Source organism: Silvibacterium sp. (genome assembly GCF_047605705.1).
Taxonomy (GTDB): Bacteria; Acidobacteriota; Terriglobia; order Terriglobales; family Acidobacteriaceae; genus Silvibacterium.
On record NZ_JASGFD010000054.1, the window covers coordinates 1 to 15,488 of the forward strand.

Here is a 15,488-nt window from a genome sequence, read left to right on the forward strand (position 1 = left end):
TCCCGGAGTTGTCGCTCGTGGCCATCGATCCCGGCAACTTCACCGCGCACATGCTGCTCGGGCAGGCCTATCGGCAGACCGGCCGCCGCGATCAGGCTCAGCAGCAGTTCCAGGCCGCGCAGCGCCTGCAATCGCCGGCCTCGAGCGACAACTCCGGGAGCCAGCCCCAGTGAGCAGGCTCGCCACTGCAGCCCTGCTCGCGCTGCTCGCACCCGCCTGCCTGCGAGCGCAATCGCAACCGCAGCCACAGACCGCTCCGGCTGCGAACCGTGAAGCCACGCAGGCCACCGCCGCCTTCCGTGCCGGATACGCAGCCGCGGCAAAGGGCAATCTCGCTGCGGCCCGTACGCACTTCGAGCGCGCCGTTCATCTCGCGCCGCAGGTCGAGGAGGGCCACTCCGCGCTCGGCGCGATCCTCGTGCAGCTGCATGACTATCCGGCCGCCATCGCCGAGCTCAACCAGGCCCTCGCGCTCAAGCCCGCGGACTCTGCCGCGCTCGCCAACCTCGCACTTGCCTATGCCAATTCGGGCGATGCCGCCCACGCCGCGCCTCTCTTCGCGCAGCTTGCTGCCCAGCCGCAACCTCTCGCCCCAGATCTTCTCGCCGCGTGGGGACGCATCGAAGCCGCCAGCGGAGAACGCGCCGCCGCGCAGCGCCACCTCGAGCAGGCAGTTGCCGCCGACCCGCAAAACGCGCAGTTTGCCGACGATCTCGGCTCCCTTTACGCGCAGCAGCAGAATTGGCAGGCCGCCGCGCAGAGCTTCCGCCGCGCTATCGACATCGATCCGAGCTTCGCCCTCGCGCATCTGCACCTCGGCGTTGTCCTCGAAAACACCGCTCAGCCCTCCGATCCCGCCACCCTGCAGCAGCTCAACACCGCCGCCACCCTCGCGCCGCAGAGCCCTGCCGTGCAGCTTGAGCTGGGCAAAGCGCTTGCTGCCGCAGGCCGCGACGACGAGGCGATCTCCCACTTCCAGCAGGCGCATCAGCTCGATGCCGCAGCGCCGGAGCCTGCGAATCAGCTCGCCATGGCCCTCCAGCGCTCCGGACAGGTCGAGGCCGCAATCCCGCTCTTCACCCAGGTCGTCGAGGCGCAGCCCGACAACGCTCCCGCGCTCTCGAACCTCGCGCTCGCCCTTATCCAGACCGGCAAGGCGAAGGATGCCATCGCCTACATCCAGCGCGAGCTCACGCTCATGCCCAATGATGTCAACGGCCATCAGGTTCTCGGCGTCGCCTACCTCCAGCAGAGCGACATCGACGACGCCATGCACGAGTTCCGCACCGCACTCGCCGCTGAGCCTGACAATCCGCAGCTCCACTACAACCTCGGCCTCGCCCTCAAGCTCAAGGACGATCTGCCCGGCGCGGTGAAGGAGCTTGAGGAGGCCGCGCGCCTCGATCCCGCATCGCCCGATGCGCCTTATACCCTCGGCATCCTCTCCATGCAGGCCGGGCGCTTCGACGATGCGGTGAAAAACTTCACGCAGTCGCTCGCCGCCCGCCCCAACAACGGCGACACCTGGGCTATCCTCGGCAGCGTCTACCGGCAGATGGGCAGAAACGACGATGCCGCCGCTGCCCTGCGCAAGGCCATCGCGCTCCTGCCCAATCAGCCCGGCCCGCACATCACGCTCGCCGGTGTATTGCAGGAGCAGGGCCACAAGGACGAGGCCGCCGCCGAGCGCAAGCAGGCGGCCGACCTCACCCGCGTCGCCGTCAACCGCCAGCGTGCGCAGTTCGCACTCAACGCCGCCAATGCCAGCCTGCAAAAGGGGCAGGTCGCTGATGCCGTCTCCCGCTATCAGGAGGCCATTGCCAGCGATCCCACCTTTGCCGAAGCCCATCGCCAGCTCGCTCTCGCGTATGACCGCGAAGGCCGCGCCTCGGACGCCGCCGCCGAGCGCGCGGCTGCGCAAAAGCTCGAAGGCGGCTCGCATCCGTGAGTGAAAGCATGAACCGTCGCCGCTTCCTCCGCTCGCTCAGCCGGTCCGCCCTGGTGCTCCCCTTCGCCGATGTGCTCGCCCTCGCTACACCGCCCGGCTTTGGATCGCGACCAGCGGGAGCGGGGGCCGAAGGCGATCCGCCCCGCGCGCAGCAAACGATGGGCAGCGCCCAGCCGACATATGAAGCGCGCCCCATGCCGCCGCCGCCCGGGCCGCCGTCGCCCATCAGCGGTACGCCACTCGGCGTCGAGTTCATCGACGTCGCCACGCAGTCCGGTCTCAATGCCAAGACCATCTTCGGCGGCGTCGGCAAGAATAAATACCTTCTCGAAACCACCGGCTGCGGCGTCGCCTTCTACGACTACGACGAAGACGGCTGGCTCGATCTCTTCCTCGTCAACGGCTGGCGTCTCGAAGGCTTCGCCAGGGGCGACGAGCCCACCTGCCATCTCTTCAAAAACAATCGCGACGGCACCTTCACGGATGTCACCCTGAAAGCCGGCCTCGCGCGCAGCGGCTGGGGACAGGCCTGCTGCGTCGGCGACTATGACAACGACGGCCATGACGATCTCTTCGTGACCTACTACGGACAGAACGCGCTCTTTCGTAACAATGGCGATGGCACATTCACAGACGTCACGGTGAAGGCTGGTCTCGCGCAGTCGCGCTTGCGCTGGAACTCAGGCTGCGCCTTCCTCGACTACGACCGCGACGGTCATCTCGATCTCTTCGTCGCCAACTACATCGACCTCGACCTGAAGACCGCGCCTACGCCCGAAGCGGCCAACTGCATGTACAAGGGCATCGTCGTCGCCTGTGGCCCGCCCGGCCTCGCGAGCGGAAAAAATATCCTCTACCGCAATAACGGCAACGGCACATTCACGGATGTCTCCGAGAAAAGCGGCATCGCCGACTCGCTCGGCAACTACGGTCTCAGCGTCGCCGTCGCCGATTTCGACAACGACGGCTGGCCCGATATTTACCTTGCCAACGATTCCACCGCCGCCACACTCTACCGCAACCAGAAAGACGGCACCTTTCGCGATGTCGCCATCGAGTCCGGCGCCGCGCTCTCGCCCGACGGCAAGCCGCAGGCGGGTATGGGTGTCTCCGTCGGCGATTACAACCGCGACGGTACACTCGACATCGCCAAGACCAACTTCGCCGGCGACACCGACTCGCTCTACGCCAATCTCGGCGACGGCAGCTTCGAGGACCGCACCTACCTCGCCGGCCTCGGCATGAACACGCGTTATCTCGGCTGGGGCGTCGGCTTCTTTGACATGGATAACGACGGCTGGCTCGACCTCCTCATTGCCAACGGCCACGTCTATCCCGAGGTCAACAACTCGCACAATGAAGCGCCCTATGCCGAGCCCAAGTATCTCTACCGCAACCTGCGCAATGGCCGTTTCGACGATGTCTCCGCGCTCGGCGGACCCGGTATCACCACGCCCGCGCCCGCCCGCGGCTGCGCCTTTGGCGATTACGACAACGATGGAGACATCGACATCGCTGTCAACTGCGTCAACGCTCTGCCGCAGCTCCTCCGCTGCGACTCCACGTGGAAGCGCAGCTGGATCAAGATCAAGTTAAAGGGCACGAAGTCGAACCGCACCGGCATCGGCGCGCGCGTCAAGGTCACCGCGCACACGCAGAAGAATTCGCAACAGCCGCTGATACAAATCGACGAGCTGCGCAGCGGCGGCAGCTACTATTCGCAGAACGATCTCCGCCTGCACTTCGGCCTGGAAGACGCGACCATCGTCGATAGCATCGAAGTCCGCTGGCCTTCAGGACAGGTCGACACCTTCAGCAATCTCGCCGTCAATCGCCTGCACATCCTCGAAGAAGGCAGCAAGACAGCGCGCTCCGAGATGCTCAAGCCCGCGACCAGGCGTAGTTAAGCCTTTCATTCTCCGAAAGATTGTCATTCCGACCGGAGCGAACGAAGTGAGCGCAGTGGAGGAACCTGCAGTTCTCTTTCACCAGGCGAAAATCCGGGTGCCCCACGTCTCGCTTCTGAGACGTGGGAAGACACACTATCTCGAACCACAGGCGATCGCTCCCGACCGCATCCCCGCAGCCATCGCCTTCGCGTACTGATCGTCGGGAGAGAACATCAGCACGCGGTCCAGCGTCTTTAGCGCCAGGTCGATCTGCCCCTGCCCGCACGCGACCTGCGCCAGGTTTTCTCCCGCCGCCGTCTGCGCTGGATCATGCTCGAACGCGCGCTGCCACAGCGCCATCGCTTCGTCGTAGTGGCGCTCCTGCGCCAGGATCAACGCCAGATCGCCTTCCGCCACGGCATCGAAAGGGTTCGCCTTCAGCGCCGACCGATACTCCGCCTGCGCCGCATCCGCGTGCCCCATCACCTGCTCCAGGAAGCCGAGCTCCATGTGCAGCTGCTCGTCATCCGCGTCCGCATGCTTCTGCTCCGCGCTGTGAAGAAGCCCGTACGCTTTCTGAGCAGCCTCGCGATCGCCCTTCGTCGCCAGCTGCGCATACGCCAACCCAAACTCGCGATCCGAAGGATGCTCTTCATGCACAGCCCGCAGCACGCCACTCTGTGCCGGCGGAGGAGAGATTCTCGCCCCCGGGATCTGGATGCGATGGTCCGTCACCTGCTCATGGGCAATGTCATTGGTCGCCGCGCGCGGCATGTGGCAGCCCGCGCAGTCCGGCTGCTCCGCATGATGTTGCGTCGCATACTTCGCGCCCGTATGGCACGCGAGGCAGCGGGTGCGATAAGAGGCCACGCGCTCGGCCTCGGTCGGCGAGCTGTGCGGATCATGACACGTCGTGCAGATCAGCCTGTCGCCGGCGCCGCGCTTGCACGCACTCTGCTCCAGCGCCTCCCACTGGCTCGTCGCGCGTCCGCCTGCACCCTGCTCCGCCGCGCGCACAAAGAACAGCGCGTAATCGAAGATGTCATCTCCGGGCTTAAAGTCTCCGAGCGACTTGCCCTGCTTCGCAACGACCACCTTGCCTTCAAGATGGCATTGCAGGCACACTGAGTCGCGACGCTCCGGCGCAAGCTTCGCAGGGTCGAGCATCGCCTTTGCGCCTCCCGATGCAACGTGCTCTGCGCCGTCGCCATGGCAGGACGCGCAGGTGATACCGCCATGCAGAACCGGCAGCGCCGCATAATGATTGCGCGCGTCCGGCAACGCCTGCTGCGCACCCGAGAAATGGCATCGCAGGCACCCCTGGTCGGCAGGCAGGGTCATGGGCATTGTCTTGGCGTCAAGATATCCGGGAGCCATGTCCCAGATGCCCTTCTTCGCATACCAGTTCACAGGAATCTCGAACCAGTAGCCCTGCTGCTCGAACAGATACGTGCGGCCGCGCTTCCCGGAGCCGAGAAACCACGCCAGCTCCTGCGTGCCATGCAGGTTTTCTACGGAGTTCCCGGAGGTTCGCTCGTAAGACAGATACACCCGCCCACGATCCTCGTACACGCGGTAATGAATCCCCGAAGCAGCATGCACAAAATCCCCAGGCGTAAACCCATCCATCGCCACCCCGCTGGCATGCGCCATTGGGGTGCTGCGGTACTTTTCATAGATTTCACGATGGCAGGAACTACACGCGGCGTCGGGATCTTCTGCTGCATGCGCCGTTGCCGTGTACCGCATCGGCGGCAGGCAAACTTCGGCTGTCGCCAGCAGCATGAGCGCAACAAACGAATACCTCCAACCTGCCGCTGCCGCTCGCGTTGAGGAGGCTCTCCACATGAAGCAGAGACAGATATTACCCGGTTCGCTACTCTCCCTGCCAGAAGCGATGATGCATGCTCAGTCGACGCTTGGTGGCAACGCTCAACCGGCTTTCGCTGCGGCCGAGCCGATAGCCGGCCAGCTTGGCGCCAGTCCGCAGCAGAGCTCCGGGAATCAGCAAAGGATTTCGTTTTAGAAGATAGCGCAGCTCGGAGAGCACAAAGCGCTTTCCCTCCCCACTCGCTTGTCCGAATTCTTCGAGCAGCCATGACTCGCGATGATGCAGAACCCCGATGTCGAAATAGCGCTTGAACTCACTCGCAATGCTGTAAGCATGGGAGTGGCGAACGCAGGCATCCCCCGCATAAGCCACCTTCCATCCACCGAGCAGCAGCCGCGCAACCAGCACCGTGTCTTCGCCAAAGATTACGTTCGTGGGAAATCCACCGGCGGCCATCAATGCGCTTCGGCGATACGCTGCGAATGAGTTCGAGATGAAGATGGCCTTGAAGCCCATCGTCTTCCGGGACTCCAATGTGCGCACGCTTGAGTGCTCTGGATAATTGAAGAGTCGCGCATGTGATTCAATCGGCCCGGCTCCGATGTGTGGCAGCTGCCGTCCGCATACCGCCGCAACCTGCGGATCTCCGAACGGGGCGAGGATGTTCGCGATCGCATCCGGGCTCGCGAGAATCGCGTCTTGTGTCAGGTAGACGAGAAACTCCACCTTATCGGAAACCTGCTCCGCCGCCCACTGTCGAGTCCCGCCATGATTAAACTCGGATCGAGCAATCTCAAGCACGCGAAAGCCCGCCTGCCGCGCAAGTTCCGCGGTGTTGTCATTCGAGGAGGAGTCGACAATGAGTATCTGTTTCGGCTCTACACAGGCCAGCAGCGCCCGCGAAAAAGCAGGCCATTCACTCGCTGCGTTAAGGGTAGGTACGATGACAGAAAATGCGGACATCAATCACCCTTTGAGCCTGGAAGCAGTGGAATATTTCACGAGGCTTTTAAATACTTACCCTGTCATTCGCTGTACTGATCCAGATCTGCCAGTCTTTGCGTTGTATTTCAGTACCTGTAGACAGGTAGGCTGTTGGTTTGTGTGATGTCGTGAATCAGGAATGTTGTCAGTGTAGCGCAGAGTTGTAAGGCTGATTTCTGATCAAAGCCCTAACGACGAGCTTCCAGAGGAAGTTTTCCGTAGAAGGGGGCGACAACGGATGGCATGCCACAGGTGGTCCATCAATAGCTGTGTCCGGCCAAGGATTCTCTCTTTCAAGGTCAGATTCTGACTGACGTTCGTAGCGTGACGACGGTATAGCAAGAGTGGTTTCTGAAGAAAGACCATACCTCCATGAAGGCGGTCGTTCAACGTACCAATCCAGGCATCGTGCAGATACTTTCGGTCTGTAGGGAAGGGCAGAAGCGGCGCCAGGAGATTCGACCTGAGCGCGAGAGACGAGCCTTGGTAGTTGTTCTTTACGATGTTCCTTAAGAAGCCACGCTGGAATTTTCCGTCCTTGTCCCATCGCCTGTTGCGAAATGGGATGCCCTCTGCATCAATCAGCGAGATGGCACTCATTACAAGTTGAACATGCGGCCCCTGACCGAAAGCCTCTCGAAAGAGTTGAACCTTGTCGGGAGCCCAAATGTCGTCGTGGTCAGAGAGAAAAAGGATATCGCCGGTAGCTGTTCGCAAGGCCTGCTCAAAGGTACGAATCACGCCTGCATTCCGCGTGTGCACGATCAAGCGGATGCGGGGGTCAGCAAAGGTGCGAATGCGATCAGGTGTGCCATCGGTAGAGTTGTCATCGATGATCACTATCTCATCGTTGGTGTCCAGCTGTAGAAGGATGGACTGCAGCTGCATGTCTATGTAGTGGCCGGCATTATAGGATGCCATACAGACAGAGACCTTTGGATGCCGCGGGGAGAGGGCTGTGGTGGAAAGACCCCCAGCAAGATGCTGATGGACCGTTTCGCGAAATAACCTTATGCGATAGCCTCTGGAGAGGAACAACCGCCGCAGAAGTGCTTGTACGGTTAAGTGCCGGAGGGTAGATGGCTCGCGCCGTAAAAATTGACGCATGAGCCGCATGAGGAGGCGTCCGGTGAGCTCAAATCCTTTCAGCAGGTTTCCCTCCGCGTCCCAGAAGGCAGAGTCGGCGAGCAGCATATGTCGATATCGCTCTGGCGACAGCTGATGTTGCATGTTTTTCACCGAAAGCTCATGTTGCACCTCAACGTCGCCAGCTATGGAAACTCTCTTCCCAAATTTGTGCAGGCGTCGAAAGATCGCCGTATCGCTGCAATCCAGCCAGAACCAGGGGTCGTAGCCTCTGGCCTGCACGAGTGCGTCTACGCGCAATAGGGAAGCTGAATTGATACCGAAAACGGGCTCGTCCGGTACACCAACAAAATTGGATGGGTACCAGGCCGGGAGCGCCCCCCAACGATAGTGAAGTGGCGAAATGGCGGTGCTCCCGCTTTGCACGCGGGGAAGGATAGCTGCAATGCTCGGATCCTGCTGATGTTGACGCGCATGCTTCGCCATCTCGGAGAGAAAGTTCGGGGGTAAAGCCGTGTCCTGATCGAGCGTCAGCAACCAGGTGCTGCCAGCATCTTCGGCAATTTCAATTGCCCGGTTATATGCATTGGCCAAGCCTTGATTTTTCGGATCTACAAGCTGTTCAATACCCGATATCCAATTTTCGTCTGAGACCTGCGCATCGGGACTGTTGTCAACCAGCAGAATGTGAACCTCTAGGTTCGGATCGGCAGCTTCAGCCCTGCTGTGCAACAGGCTCTGTAGGCTGATGGATTCCTTGGCCGCAATTTGGTAGAGGACGACGACGGCGAGAATTGAGACGCGCTGTGCGGGCAGGGAAGAGGCGGCCGAAGGAGGCCACGGATTGGATGAGGCGTACGGCACTTCCTTCATTTTTACGCATTTAGCAAGATCGTTGCTAGTGCGGCATGCGAATACAAGTACCTGCTCCCACGCAGGAATGTGTGGGCTAAATCTGGGGCTGGGGCGAAGAGCCTGCGGACGATTGCACCTGAATAGCCAGCGCCCAAAACTAGAGATAGAGTTCGTCTGAGTCTCTCAAGAGCCTGCATAGACGTGCTGGTGCCTATGCAGGCTCTTGGAAGGATTCAGTTTACTTGCAGCCAGTCACAATTCCCTTATTAACGACTATGCCTGTCGTGCACGTACCGGTGAAGCCGTTCTCGGAGCGGATATTCCCAGCTTCAATCGTGTCAAAGCTGGTGGTTCCTCCAAAATAGCGAGGGCCTGTAACATTAGGCGCTTGGGTTCTCGTATCGATCGGCTCCTCGTAGCGGATTCCTTGCCCCTGTGCTGTGGTAACCCCTCCGAAGTGAACGCCGTTCGAATACACCGTTGTTCCAAAAACGCTGATCGATGCTACCGAAGGCTCGGTAACAGAGATCATGTGATCGATATTGTGAAAAGCGATGATATAGGTGCCCGAAGCAGAGAATCTGGCAGCGCCCCCGGCTATCACAAGGTAAGGATCCGTAATCCCGCGTTTGATTGAGATGATTTGGCCGCCGACCAATTGAATATCATCCCCCTTATGGGATTCATCTTCGCCATTCAAGTCGAAGAATGCTCCTTGCTGGTGCTCGAAATGGCAACCGACACAGATGACATGTCCGCCTGTTACCTCAGCGTTTCGGGGCGCTCCATTGTTGCCTACGTTATATTGCACATCAACACCAAACATCTCGAAGGTTACAAAAGGCGACTGATCGATAAACCAGCCTCCTAGCCTGTTACCGCTGAGCTGCGAATGGGTCCAGGTGTTGTACTGGCCACCTCCGGTAGAGGTATGAGGTACGTAGAGGCCATACCTCAGATTGTTATTGGCATGCACATTGTCCCAAAGCAGATTGAAGGCGCCATTTCCGTACTGAATTCCGTTGTCGCCCATGTTGTAAATTGTGATGTTTCGGAATACGTAGTTATAGCCGATGTTTGAGGCGGGGTTTGCAGTACACGATTGATTGCAGTTGGCATCCCCGCCCACGTAGATTCCATCCTGGCCCGCTGTCTCAGTGCCGCGGATGTGAAGGTCGCTCAGTATGCCTTGTACATACTCGCCCGGAACATCTGTTTCCGATGCAATGACCGCCGCGCCCGAGCCAGTCCAAGTGATGAACGTTGCGTCTCCATCGCCCGAGATCCAGACTCCGTGCGGAACGTGAATGGGCGTCGAACAGCTGTAATTTCCGGCAGGAATTCGAATGCGGCCGCGCAATTCTGCCATGTGGGCGATGCCAGGCTGCTTTATGGCGGCGAAAGATGCTGCCACTGCAGCATTGGTCTTGCTGCAGATATCAGACCCCGGAAAGGTCGCTGCGTCAAACTCTATTGAAGGCTGAGCCTCCCCGCCTAGGGGTGAGGCTGGCTGTGGCGGGGCCTGCGCGAAGGATCGGGGGGCGCTGGAGAGAACAACCAGAAGACCAAGCAGAGGCGATATGCAGGAGCGAGCGATGTCCATTAGGTTTCTCCACTATCAGGCTACCGGAGTCCGCGGCAGGAAAGAAATCCCTGGTATGCAGCGACTATGATGAATAGGGCAAAGTTGACGGCATGAATGAGGCATGGAGGGCTGTTTCGAGGTTGAAGGCATGAAGCGCGGCATCCAAACAGATACAGCCCCTGAATGGATCGAGCCAGCGGCAGTGCTGGCGCAGCAGCAGGGCGCACCGCCCGAACCTCTTCCTCCGGCGCAACGTGGCGGACTGAGCCTCGTACTCTCTAACGCTGGTGCGAATATTGCTCGTCAGGTGAGTGCGCTTCTTGTTGTTCTTGTGTTGCCGCCATTGCTGGTCCGCTCGCTGGACCGTCCGACGTATGCGGTTTGGCTGCTGATCCTCCAGATCGCCAGCTACATCACTCTAATCGACAATGGCATTCAAACTGTGATCGCGCGCTATGTGGCCTTGGAGCGTGCTACCACCGGTGCGGCCGGGGTATCCCGGGTTCTGACCAATGCGACCGTATTGCTTGGCATCGTCGCAGGCATTATGACATTGCTCTTCGCGGTGGGCAGCCCAGCTCTTTCTTGGTTTATTCCGAGTGAGTCGTCTTCGCTGCTGCATCCGGCGGAGCGGGCACTGGCAATCACCGCAGTGACTGCAGCGTTAGCGCTTCCATTCTCTTCGCTTGCCGGCATGTTTGCTGGCGATCAACGCTCGGAAATCAATGCTATTGCGGCTACCATCGGCAAAGTGGCAGGGGCAGCCGGGGTTGCATGGGTCGCGATGCGGCATCGTGGTCTGGTGGCGATGGCTCTTGCAATGGCGGCAGGCACCGTATTGCAGTCGCTGTTGTACGTGACAGCGGCACGCATCCGTCCGACAGCTGAGCTATTTGTGTGGCGTCTGATCCGGCGCAGCTACCTCGGTGAGGTCTTCATGTTTTCCCTCGGCATGATGGTTTCACAGCTTGCGGGATTGCTGATCTCCGGTATGGATCTGCCACTGGTTTCGGCATTCGATTTCCCACAGACGGCCTACTATGGTCTCGCATTGACGGCTAGCAACCTCTTGCTGGTGCCATTCGCCTCGATCACAGGGCCCCTAATGCCTCTCGTCACATCTGTGCATGCAAAAGGCGATGCTCGAAGGCTTGGTGAAGTGGTTATAGAGATTACGCGCTGGGGCAACATACTACTCGGACTGCTAGTACTGTTCCTCGGAATGAGCTTGCCTGCTCTGCTGCACTGGTGGGTGCGTCAGGAATACGCAACCCGCACTCTGCCCTTGGCGGAAATTCTCATCGCGGCACAGGCTGTACGTCAAAGTTGTGCTCTCTATGCCATGACCGGGTTCAGCGCAGGAAAGCAGACTCAGATGCTGATTTCGCCTATTGGCGAAGGCATCGTCAATCTGATGTGCAGCTTTATTGGAGCTAAATGGTTGGGAGCGCCTGGCGTCGCCCTAGGTTCTGTGGTGGGAGCATTTGCGGGCGTACTGTTACAGTTGTTCGTCAACCTGAAGCGCACACAGGATGTCATTGAGATGAGAGCCGGCTTATTTCTTGTGCAGGGTATTCTTAAACCGCTGTTATCGATAACGCCTGTCGTCCCAATATTTTTTATAGGACGCCTGTGGGTCACCACCGCAGTACAATTGCTGGCGCTCGCAATGGTCTGCAGCTTGATGTCAATTCCTTTAGCTCTCTTCCTGGGTATGACATCAGAGGACCGGTTACGGTTAAACCGATATCTTTCACGCTGGATCGCCCGTTTCGCGTAGACATATCACTTACATGGATGATCCATCTCTGCTCTTACATTCGCAGAGATGTTTGCTGGATACGTAAATTCTGCGCGTTCACCCACTCGCGAGTACGCCTTGCTCGCGGCACGAAGAGCCTCCGGAAAAACATGGTAATCGTAGCGCGGCGGATTGCAGGGTTGTCGCGGTGCAGACACTGCTTGATGTACCGGAGCAAGAGGCGCAGGGTCTGATCGGCGCCGGCAAGCCAGCTCATCTCCAAGTCGTAAAAGGCTGACCCCGCTTCCAATGCATTTTGATAGCGGAACAGGCTCATCTTGTTCGAGGCGTCCAGCAGGGAGAAGTCGTGCTGCAGATGAATATGTCCGGCGATGTACACTTTTAGGCCGCTCTTCTCGATCTGTCGGTAAATATAGCCGTCGCAATAATCAAGCCAGAAAAGAGGGCTGTAACCACCTATGGACATCACCACTGATACACGTATCAACGTACCGGAATTAAAGGCGTATACCGCTTGATCCGGCGCTCCCTGGTAGCCTTTTGGAAACCACCGTGGAAAGACACCGCCGGCAAACCAGTTAGGAGACACATCGCGAGCTCCGGTACTGACGTGCGGTACAACTGCAGCGATTTCAGGACGCGTCGAGAAGTTTTTCGCAACTTTGGTCAGATTTTGAATAAAGTCGACGGGAAGATCTGTGTCCTGATCGAGTGTAAGTAGCCATTCAAAGCCCTGTAGCTGTGCTTGCGCAACCGCGAGATTGTATGCGTCCGATAGCCCCGTATTCACGTTGGAAGCTCTGTATTCTACGAAATGGGGAAAGTCTTCCGCACGCTGTGTCGTTGGAGTGTTGTCGTAAAGCAGGATCTTGTAGTCTGGAACGCATTCCATCGGCTCAGCGAGTGAGCGCAGGAGGCTGCGATAGGTTATGGAGTTCAAAGGCTCAGTCTTGTACAGCACTATCACGATGTAGAACGTGACAGCAGCGCTTTGAGCATCAGGCAACTGCATTGACAATCCTTCCGGGTTGCTCTGACGGAGTGTGCTGAATACGACGGGCCCCTTCGAGACAGAGCAGTGCATACACGCCATAAAAATAGCGTGGCTGAATAACGACAGAAACACTCATCGTGATTGCAATCAACGTAGCGTAATAAATAATGCTGCTACGGATAGATAACTTTCGTCTTATAGCTAGGTAGACCACGATGACAAGGTTGGCCAGGTTATTCCCGAAAAGGATAAATGTATTTGCGGGGTCATCCATGCTGAACGCAAACCAGTGAGATACGTTGAAAACCTCGGCAAACAGGTTATCGAGTAGCTTGGGCACGAGTGCCACGACAAAAAGAAAGTGGATCTCAAGATTGTTGAGCATTAGTAGCAGGCCACTGGATGCTACCGCTTCGCCAGCAGCGTCCCCGGCTTCAGTAAGTCGGGATGCCTGGCTTGGCAAAGACAATAAGAACGCCATGCCTAGATCAAGCAGAATGCAATAGGCAAACAATGACCGTAGTCTGCGTCCACGCCATAGATTCCAGCGCGAACGAAAGAATAGGAAGATCAGGATTGTTGCACAGGTCTCAAATCTACTGACGAGCGAAATCGTAAGTGCCAACAGTAACAAGAGCCGGTTGTGGTGCCGAAGATAGTACAAGAACAGTGAGAGCGATAACAGGTCCAACAGTTCCTTGTTCACGGCCAGCAGGCTGATGGTAGTGGTCGGATTGAGAACAAGTAGCAGCAAAAAGAGTGCCGGGTTAATGTGGACCGCCCTGCTGAAAAACCATAAAGACAAAGAAAAGATGCCAAGGTTGATCAGCATCATGCCGTAGGTGTCCGGAGCTAAATAAGCGAGCAGCGTCGGACCCCAATTTGTGTTTGGAAACGAATACAGAGCGCTTGCAACGTAAGGATCAATTTCGCCGCTGCGCAGAGACTCGCCAAAATAGATATATCTTGGCGAGTCGGCTGTGATGTGTTTGTCGTTTTCCCCTGTAAGGGAAGGGTTAACCCAGTAGAAAAACAATAGCGTAGCTATGCCGAAGTACACGATCAGCAAAAGGGGCATGAGCCAAAATGGATACTTGCGCTGCTGGGGGATGCTGGATGCGCTTGAATTCAGGCTCGTCTCCGGGGACTGGAGAACTTTGCTCATTCTGCAAACTCGCTCCAGTCGATCTCACCGCGTCGCGTTGCCTGAAGAATCGTCCACAGACAAAAAAAGATTCCGCCGAGGAGAAAACCGATGGCGCCAATGAGGCCATGATGTGGACCAGCCTTCATGTCAGGGGTGACCGCATGATCCAGAATCTGTAGCGGAGGGTCATCTGCCTCGTTGAGGCGAGAGGCTTCATATTGCTTTGCGATGATCTCAAATAGAGTTTCATGGTATTTCACATCACGTTCTAGCCGTACATAATCCAGCATCAGGGCGGGAACCTGCGCATTCGAAAAGCTCTCGTTCTTGAGGGCTCCGGTGCCGGATTCCATCTGGCTAATCTGCGCGTGTAGACTGTTCAGCGCTCCCTTGAGCCTCGTAATATCAGGATTTTCCTCAGCTTCACTCTGGCGCAGCGAGGCCAGCTCCGTTTCTTTTTCGGCTGCCTGGGCACGAAGCTGCGCAATCTCCTGCAACTGCAATCCTGTCTGTCCCACAGGCGCGACGAGGCCACTCTTTTCTTCATTTTCCTTTAGAGCGACTTCGGCATCGGATAAGGCGTCCTTCTCCCTGCGGAGACGGTCTTCATAAAAGAGGCGTTGTTGTGACTGCTGTGAAAAAGCCATGCCATAGCTGGTTTCCCGCAGAGCATCCAAATAGAAATTCGCCATGTCGCGGGCGCGCACAGGGTCACGATCCGTGACTTTCACGGTAACGATGCCGTCCTTGGTGCCGATTACGACTTGAGTCTTCGATGCAAGAACCTTCTCTGCAAGGCTTTCTTTATTCACCCTGTAAACCGACATCAACTGAAAGTGGTCAATCAGCTTTTGAGCAACTGTACGACTCTTAAGTATGCCGCTGTAAAGATCAGCATTGCTTTTCACGCCTCCCAGCAGGCCAGATCCTAAACCGCTACTCATCGAAGAGAGCTGGCTCAGCATCGCTGTTGCGCCCGATCCCATATTTCCTGTGGGTGGCACAAAAGAGGCTGTTGCCGTGAAATACGGCTTGATGAGAAAAGAACCTCCGCCGGCCAGAATGGCCAGAGAAAATGCAACGAGTATGGCCTTGCGGAGACGGCTCCTCAGCAGATGAAAAATCGTCGCCAGCGGACCAGCTTGCTTGCCGGTTCTGGCGGTGGACTGGGGACGCGATACGTGCTGACTCTCTGGAAGAGGATCGCTAGAGGCTGGTACACCCGGTGTGCTCAGGGACATCGATCAAAAGCTCCTCTTCTATCACAACACAGGATGCATGAAGCAGAGGAGGAAAGACGAGGGTGGTAGCGATATCTCATGCATCAAATTCGCCTTCCAGCACCTCTCTGTCCGATGGTCAACGATGCGGTTCTGGCGTTCCATGATTACCCGCATGAGATGTGGC

General features: G+C 57.9%; 11 protein-coding genes. 4 read left to right on the forward strand and 7 right to left on the reverse strand.

The genetic code is table 11. The annotated features are described in order from the left end of the window. The first annotated feature begins 17 nt into the window (after window positions 1-17). Genes QM649_RS16540 through QM649_RS16550 form a run of 3 tightly spaced genes read left to right on the forward strand, consistent with a single transcriptional unit; the run spans window position 18 to window position 3,855 of the window. A complete protein-coding gene (locus QM649_RS16540) occupies window positions 18-173 on the forward strand; it encodes a tetratricopeptide repeat protein (protein ID WP_415200195.1) in 156 nt (51 codons plus the stop codon). After that, entirely contained in the window at window positions 170-1,948 is a 1,779-nt protein-coding gene (locus tag QM649_RS16545; protein WP_415200169.1) for a tetratricopeptide repeat protein, read from the forward strand. Before QM649_RS16540 ends, QM649_RS16545 begins: the two co-directional genes overlap by 4 nt. A gap of 8 nt (window positions 1,949-1,956) precedes the next feature. Continuing rightward, entirely contained in the window at window positions 1,957-3,855 is a 1,899-nt protein-coding gene (locus QM649_RS16550) for a CRTAC1 family protein (RefSeq protein WP_415200170.1), read from the forward strand. Window positions 3,856-3,990: 135 nt separating this feature from the next. Here the strand turns inward: QM649_RS16550 and QM649_RS16555 are convergent, their stop codons facing one another. The 4 genes from QM649_RS16555 to QM649_RS16570 form a co-directional block, all read right to left on the reverse strand. Then, on the reverse strand, window positions 3,991-5,622 hold the full coding sequence (locus QM649_RS16555; protein WP_415200171.1) for a tetratricopeptide repeat protein: 1,632 nt from the start codon (window positions 5,620-5,622) through the stop codon (window positions 3,991-3,993). 91 nt (window positions 5,623-5,713) lie between these two features. Next, window positions 5,714-6,631, reverse strand: a complete 918-nt coding sequence (locus QM649_RS16560) for a glycosyltransferase (protein ID WP_415200172.1) — start codon at window positions 6,629-6,631, stop codon at window positions 5,714-5,716. A 201-nt stretch (window positions 6,632-6,832) separates the two neighbouring features. Beyond that, the gene (locus tag QM649_RS16565; RefSeq protein WP_415200173.1) at window positions 6,833-8,611 is read right to left on the reverse strand and encodes a glycosyltransferase; all 1,779 of its coding nucleotides are present in this window, start codon (window positions 8,609-8,611) and stop codon (window positions 6,833-6,835) included. Between the two features lie 220 nt (window positions 8,612-8,831). Continuing rightward, window positions 8,832-9,962 (reverse strand): hypothetical protein, encoded by a 1,131-nt coding sequence (locus QM649_RS16570; protein WP_415200174.1) that lies wholly within the window; start codon window positions 9,960-9,962, stop codon window positions 8,832-8,834. Between the two features lie 364 nt (window positions 9,963-10,326). Between QM649_RS16570 and QM649_RS16575 the strand changes: the two genes are divergently transcribed. After that, window positions 10,327-11,958, forward strand: coding sequence for a lipopolysaccharide biosynthesis protein (locus tag QM649_RS16575; RefSeq protein ID WP_415200175.1), 1,632 nt, complete (start codon window positions 10,327-10,329; stop codon window positions 11,956-11,958). 34 nt (window positions 11,959-11,992) lie between these two features. Here the strand turns inward: QM649_RS16575 and QM649_RS16580 are convergent, their stop codons facing one another. Genes QM649_RS16580 through QM649_RS16590 form a run of 3 tightly spaced genes read right to left on the reverse strand, consistent with a single transcriptional unit; the run spans window position 11,993 to window position 15,322 of the window. Continuing rightward, on the reverse strand, window positions 11,993-12,952 hold the full coding sequence (locus QM649_RS16580) for a glycosyltransferase (protein ID WP_415200176.1): 960 nt from the start codon (window positions 12,950-12,952) through the stop codon (window positions 11,993-11,995). Next, window positions 12,939-14,099, reverse strand: a complete 1,161-nt coding sequence (locus QM649_RS16585) for a hypothetical protein (RefSeq protein ID WP_415200177.1) — start codon at window positions 14,097-14,099, stop codon at window positions 12,939-12,941. Before QM649_RS16585 ends, QM649_RS16580 begins: the two co-directional genes overlap by 14 nt. Then, on the reverse strand, window positions 14,096-15,322 hold the full coding sequence (locus tag QM649_RS16590) for a GumC family protein (protein WP_415200178.1): 1,227 nt from the start codon (window positions 15,320-15,322) through the stop codon (window positions 14,096-14,098). Before QM649_RS16590 ends, QM649_RS16585 begins: the two co-directional genes overlap by 4 nt. Between the last annotated feature and the right edge of the window lie 166 nt (window positions 15,323-15,488).

What these genes read in the sequence shown, in the direction of transcription:
- QM649_RS16585 (WP_415200177.1), bottom strand. Translation starts at nt 14,099, where the DNA reads ATGAGCAAAGTTCTCCAGTCCCCGGAGACGAGCCTGAATTCAAGCGCA.
- QM649_RS16550 (WP_415200170.1), top strand. Translation starts at nt 1,957, where the DNA reads ATGAACCGTCGCCGCTTCCTCCGCTCGCTCAGCCGGTCCGCCCTGGTG.
- QM649_RS16575 (WP_415200175.1), top strand. Translation starts at nt 10,327, where the DNA reads ATGAAGCGCGGCATCCAAACAGATACAGCCCCTGAATGGATCGAGCCA.
- QM649_RS16570 (WP_415200174.1), bottom strand. Translation starts at nt 9,962, where the DNA reads ATGGCAGAATTGCGCGGCCGCATTCGAATTCCTGCCGGAAATTACAGC.
- QM649_RS16560 (WP_415200172.1), bottom strand. Translation starts at nt 6,631, where the DNA reads ATGTCCGCATTTTCTGTCATCGTACCTACCCTTAACGCAGCGAGTGAA.
- QM649_RS16590 (WP_415200178.1), bottom strand. Translation starts at nt 15,322, where the DNA reads ATGTCCCTGAGCACACCGGGTGTACCAGCCTCTAGCGATCCTCTTCCA.
- QM649_RS16555 (WP_415200171.1), bottom strand. Translation starts at nt 5,622, where the DNA reads ATGCTGCTGGCGACAGCCGAAGTTTGCCTGCCGCCGATGCGGTACACG.
- QM649_RS16565 (WP_415200173.1), bottom strand. Translation starts at nt 8,611, where the DNA reads ATGAAGGAAGTGCCGTACGCCTCATCCAATCCGTGGCCTCCTTCGGCC.
- QM649_RS16580 (WP_415200176.1), bottom strand. Translation starts at nt 12,952, where the DNA reads ATGCAGTTGCCTGATGCTCAAAGCGCTGCTGTCACGTTCTACATCGTG.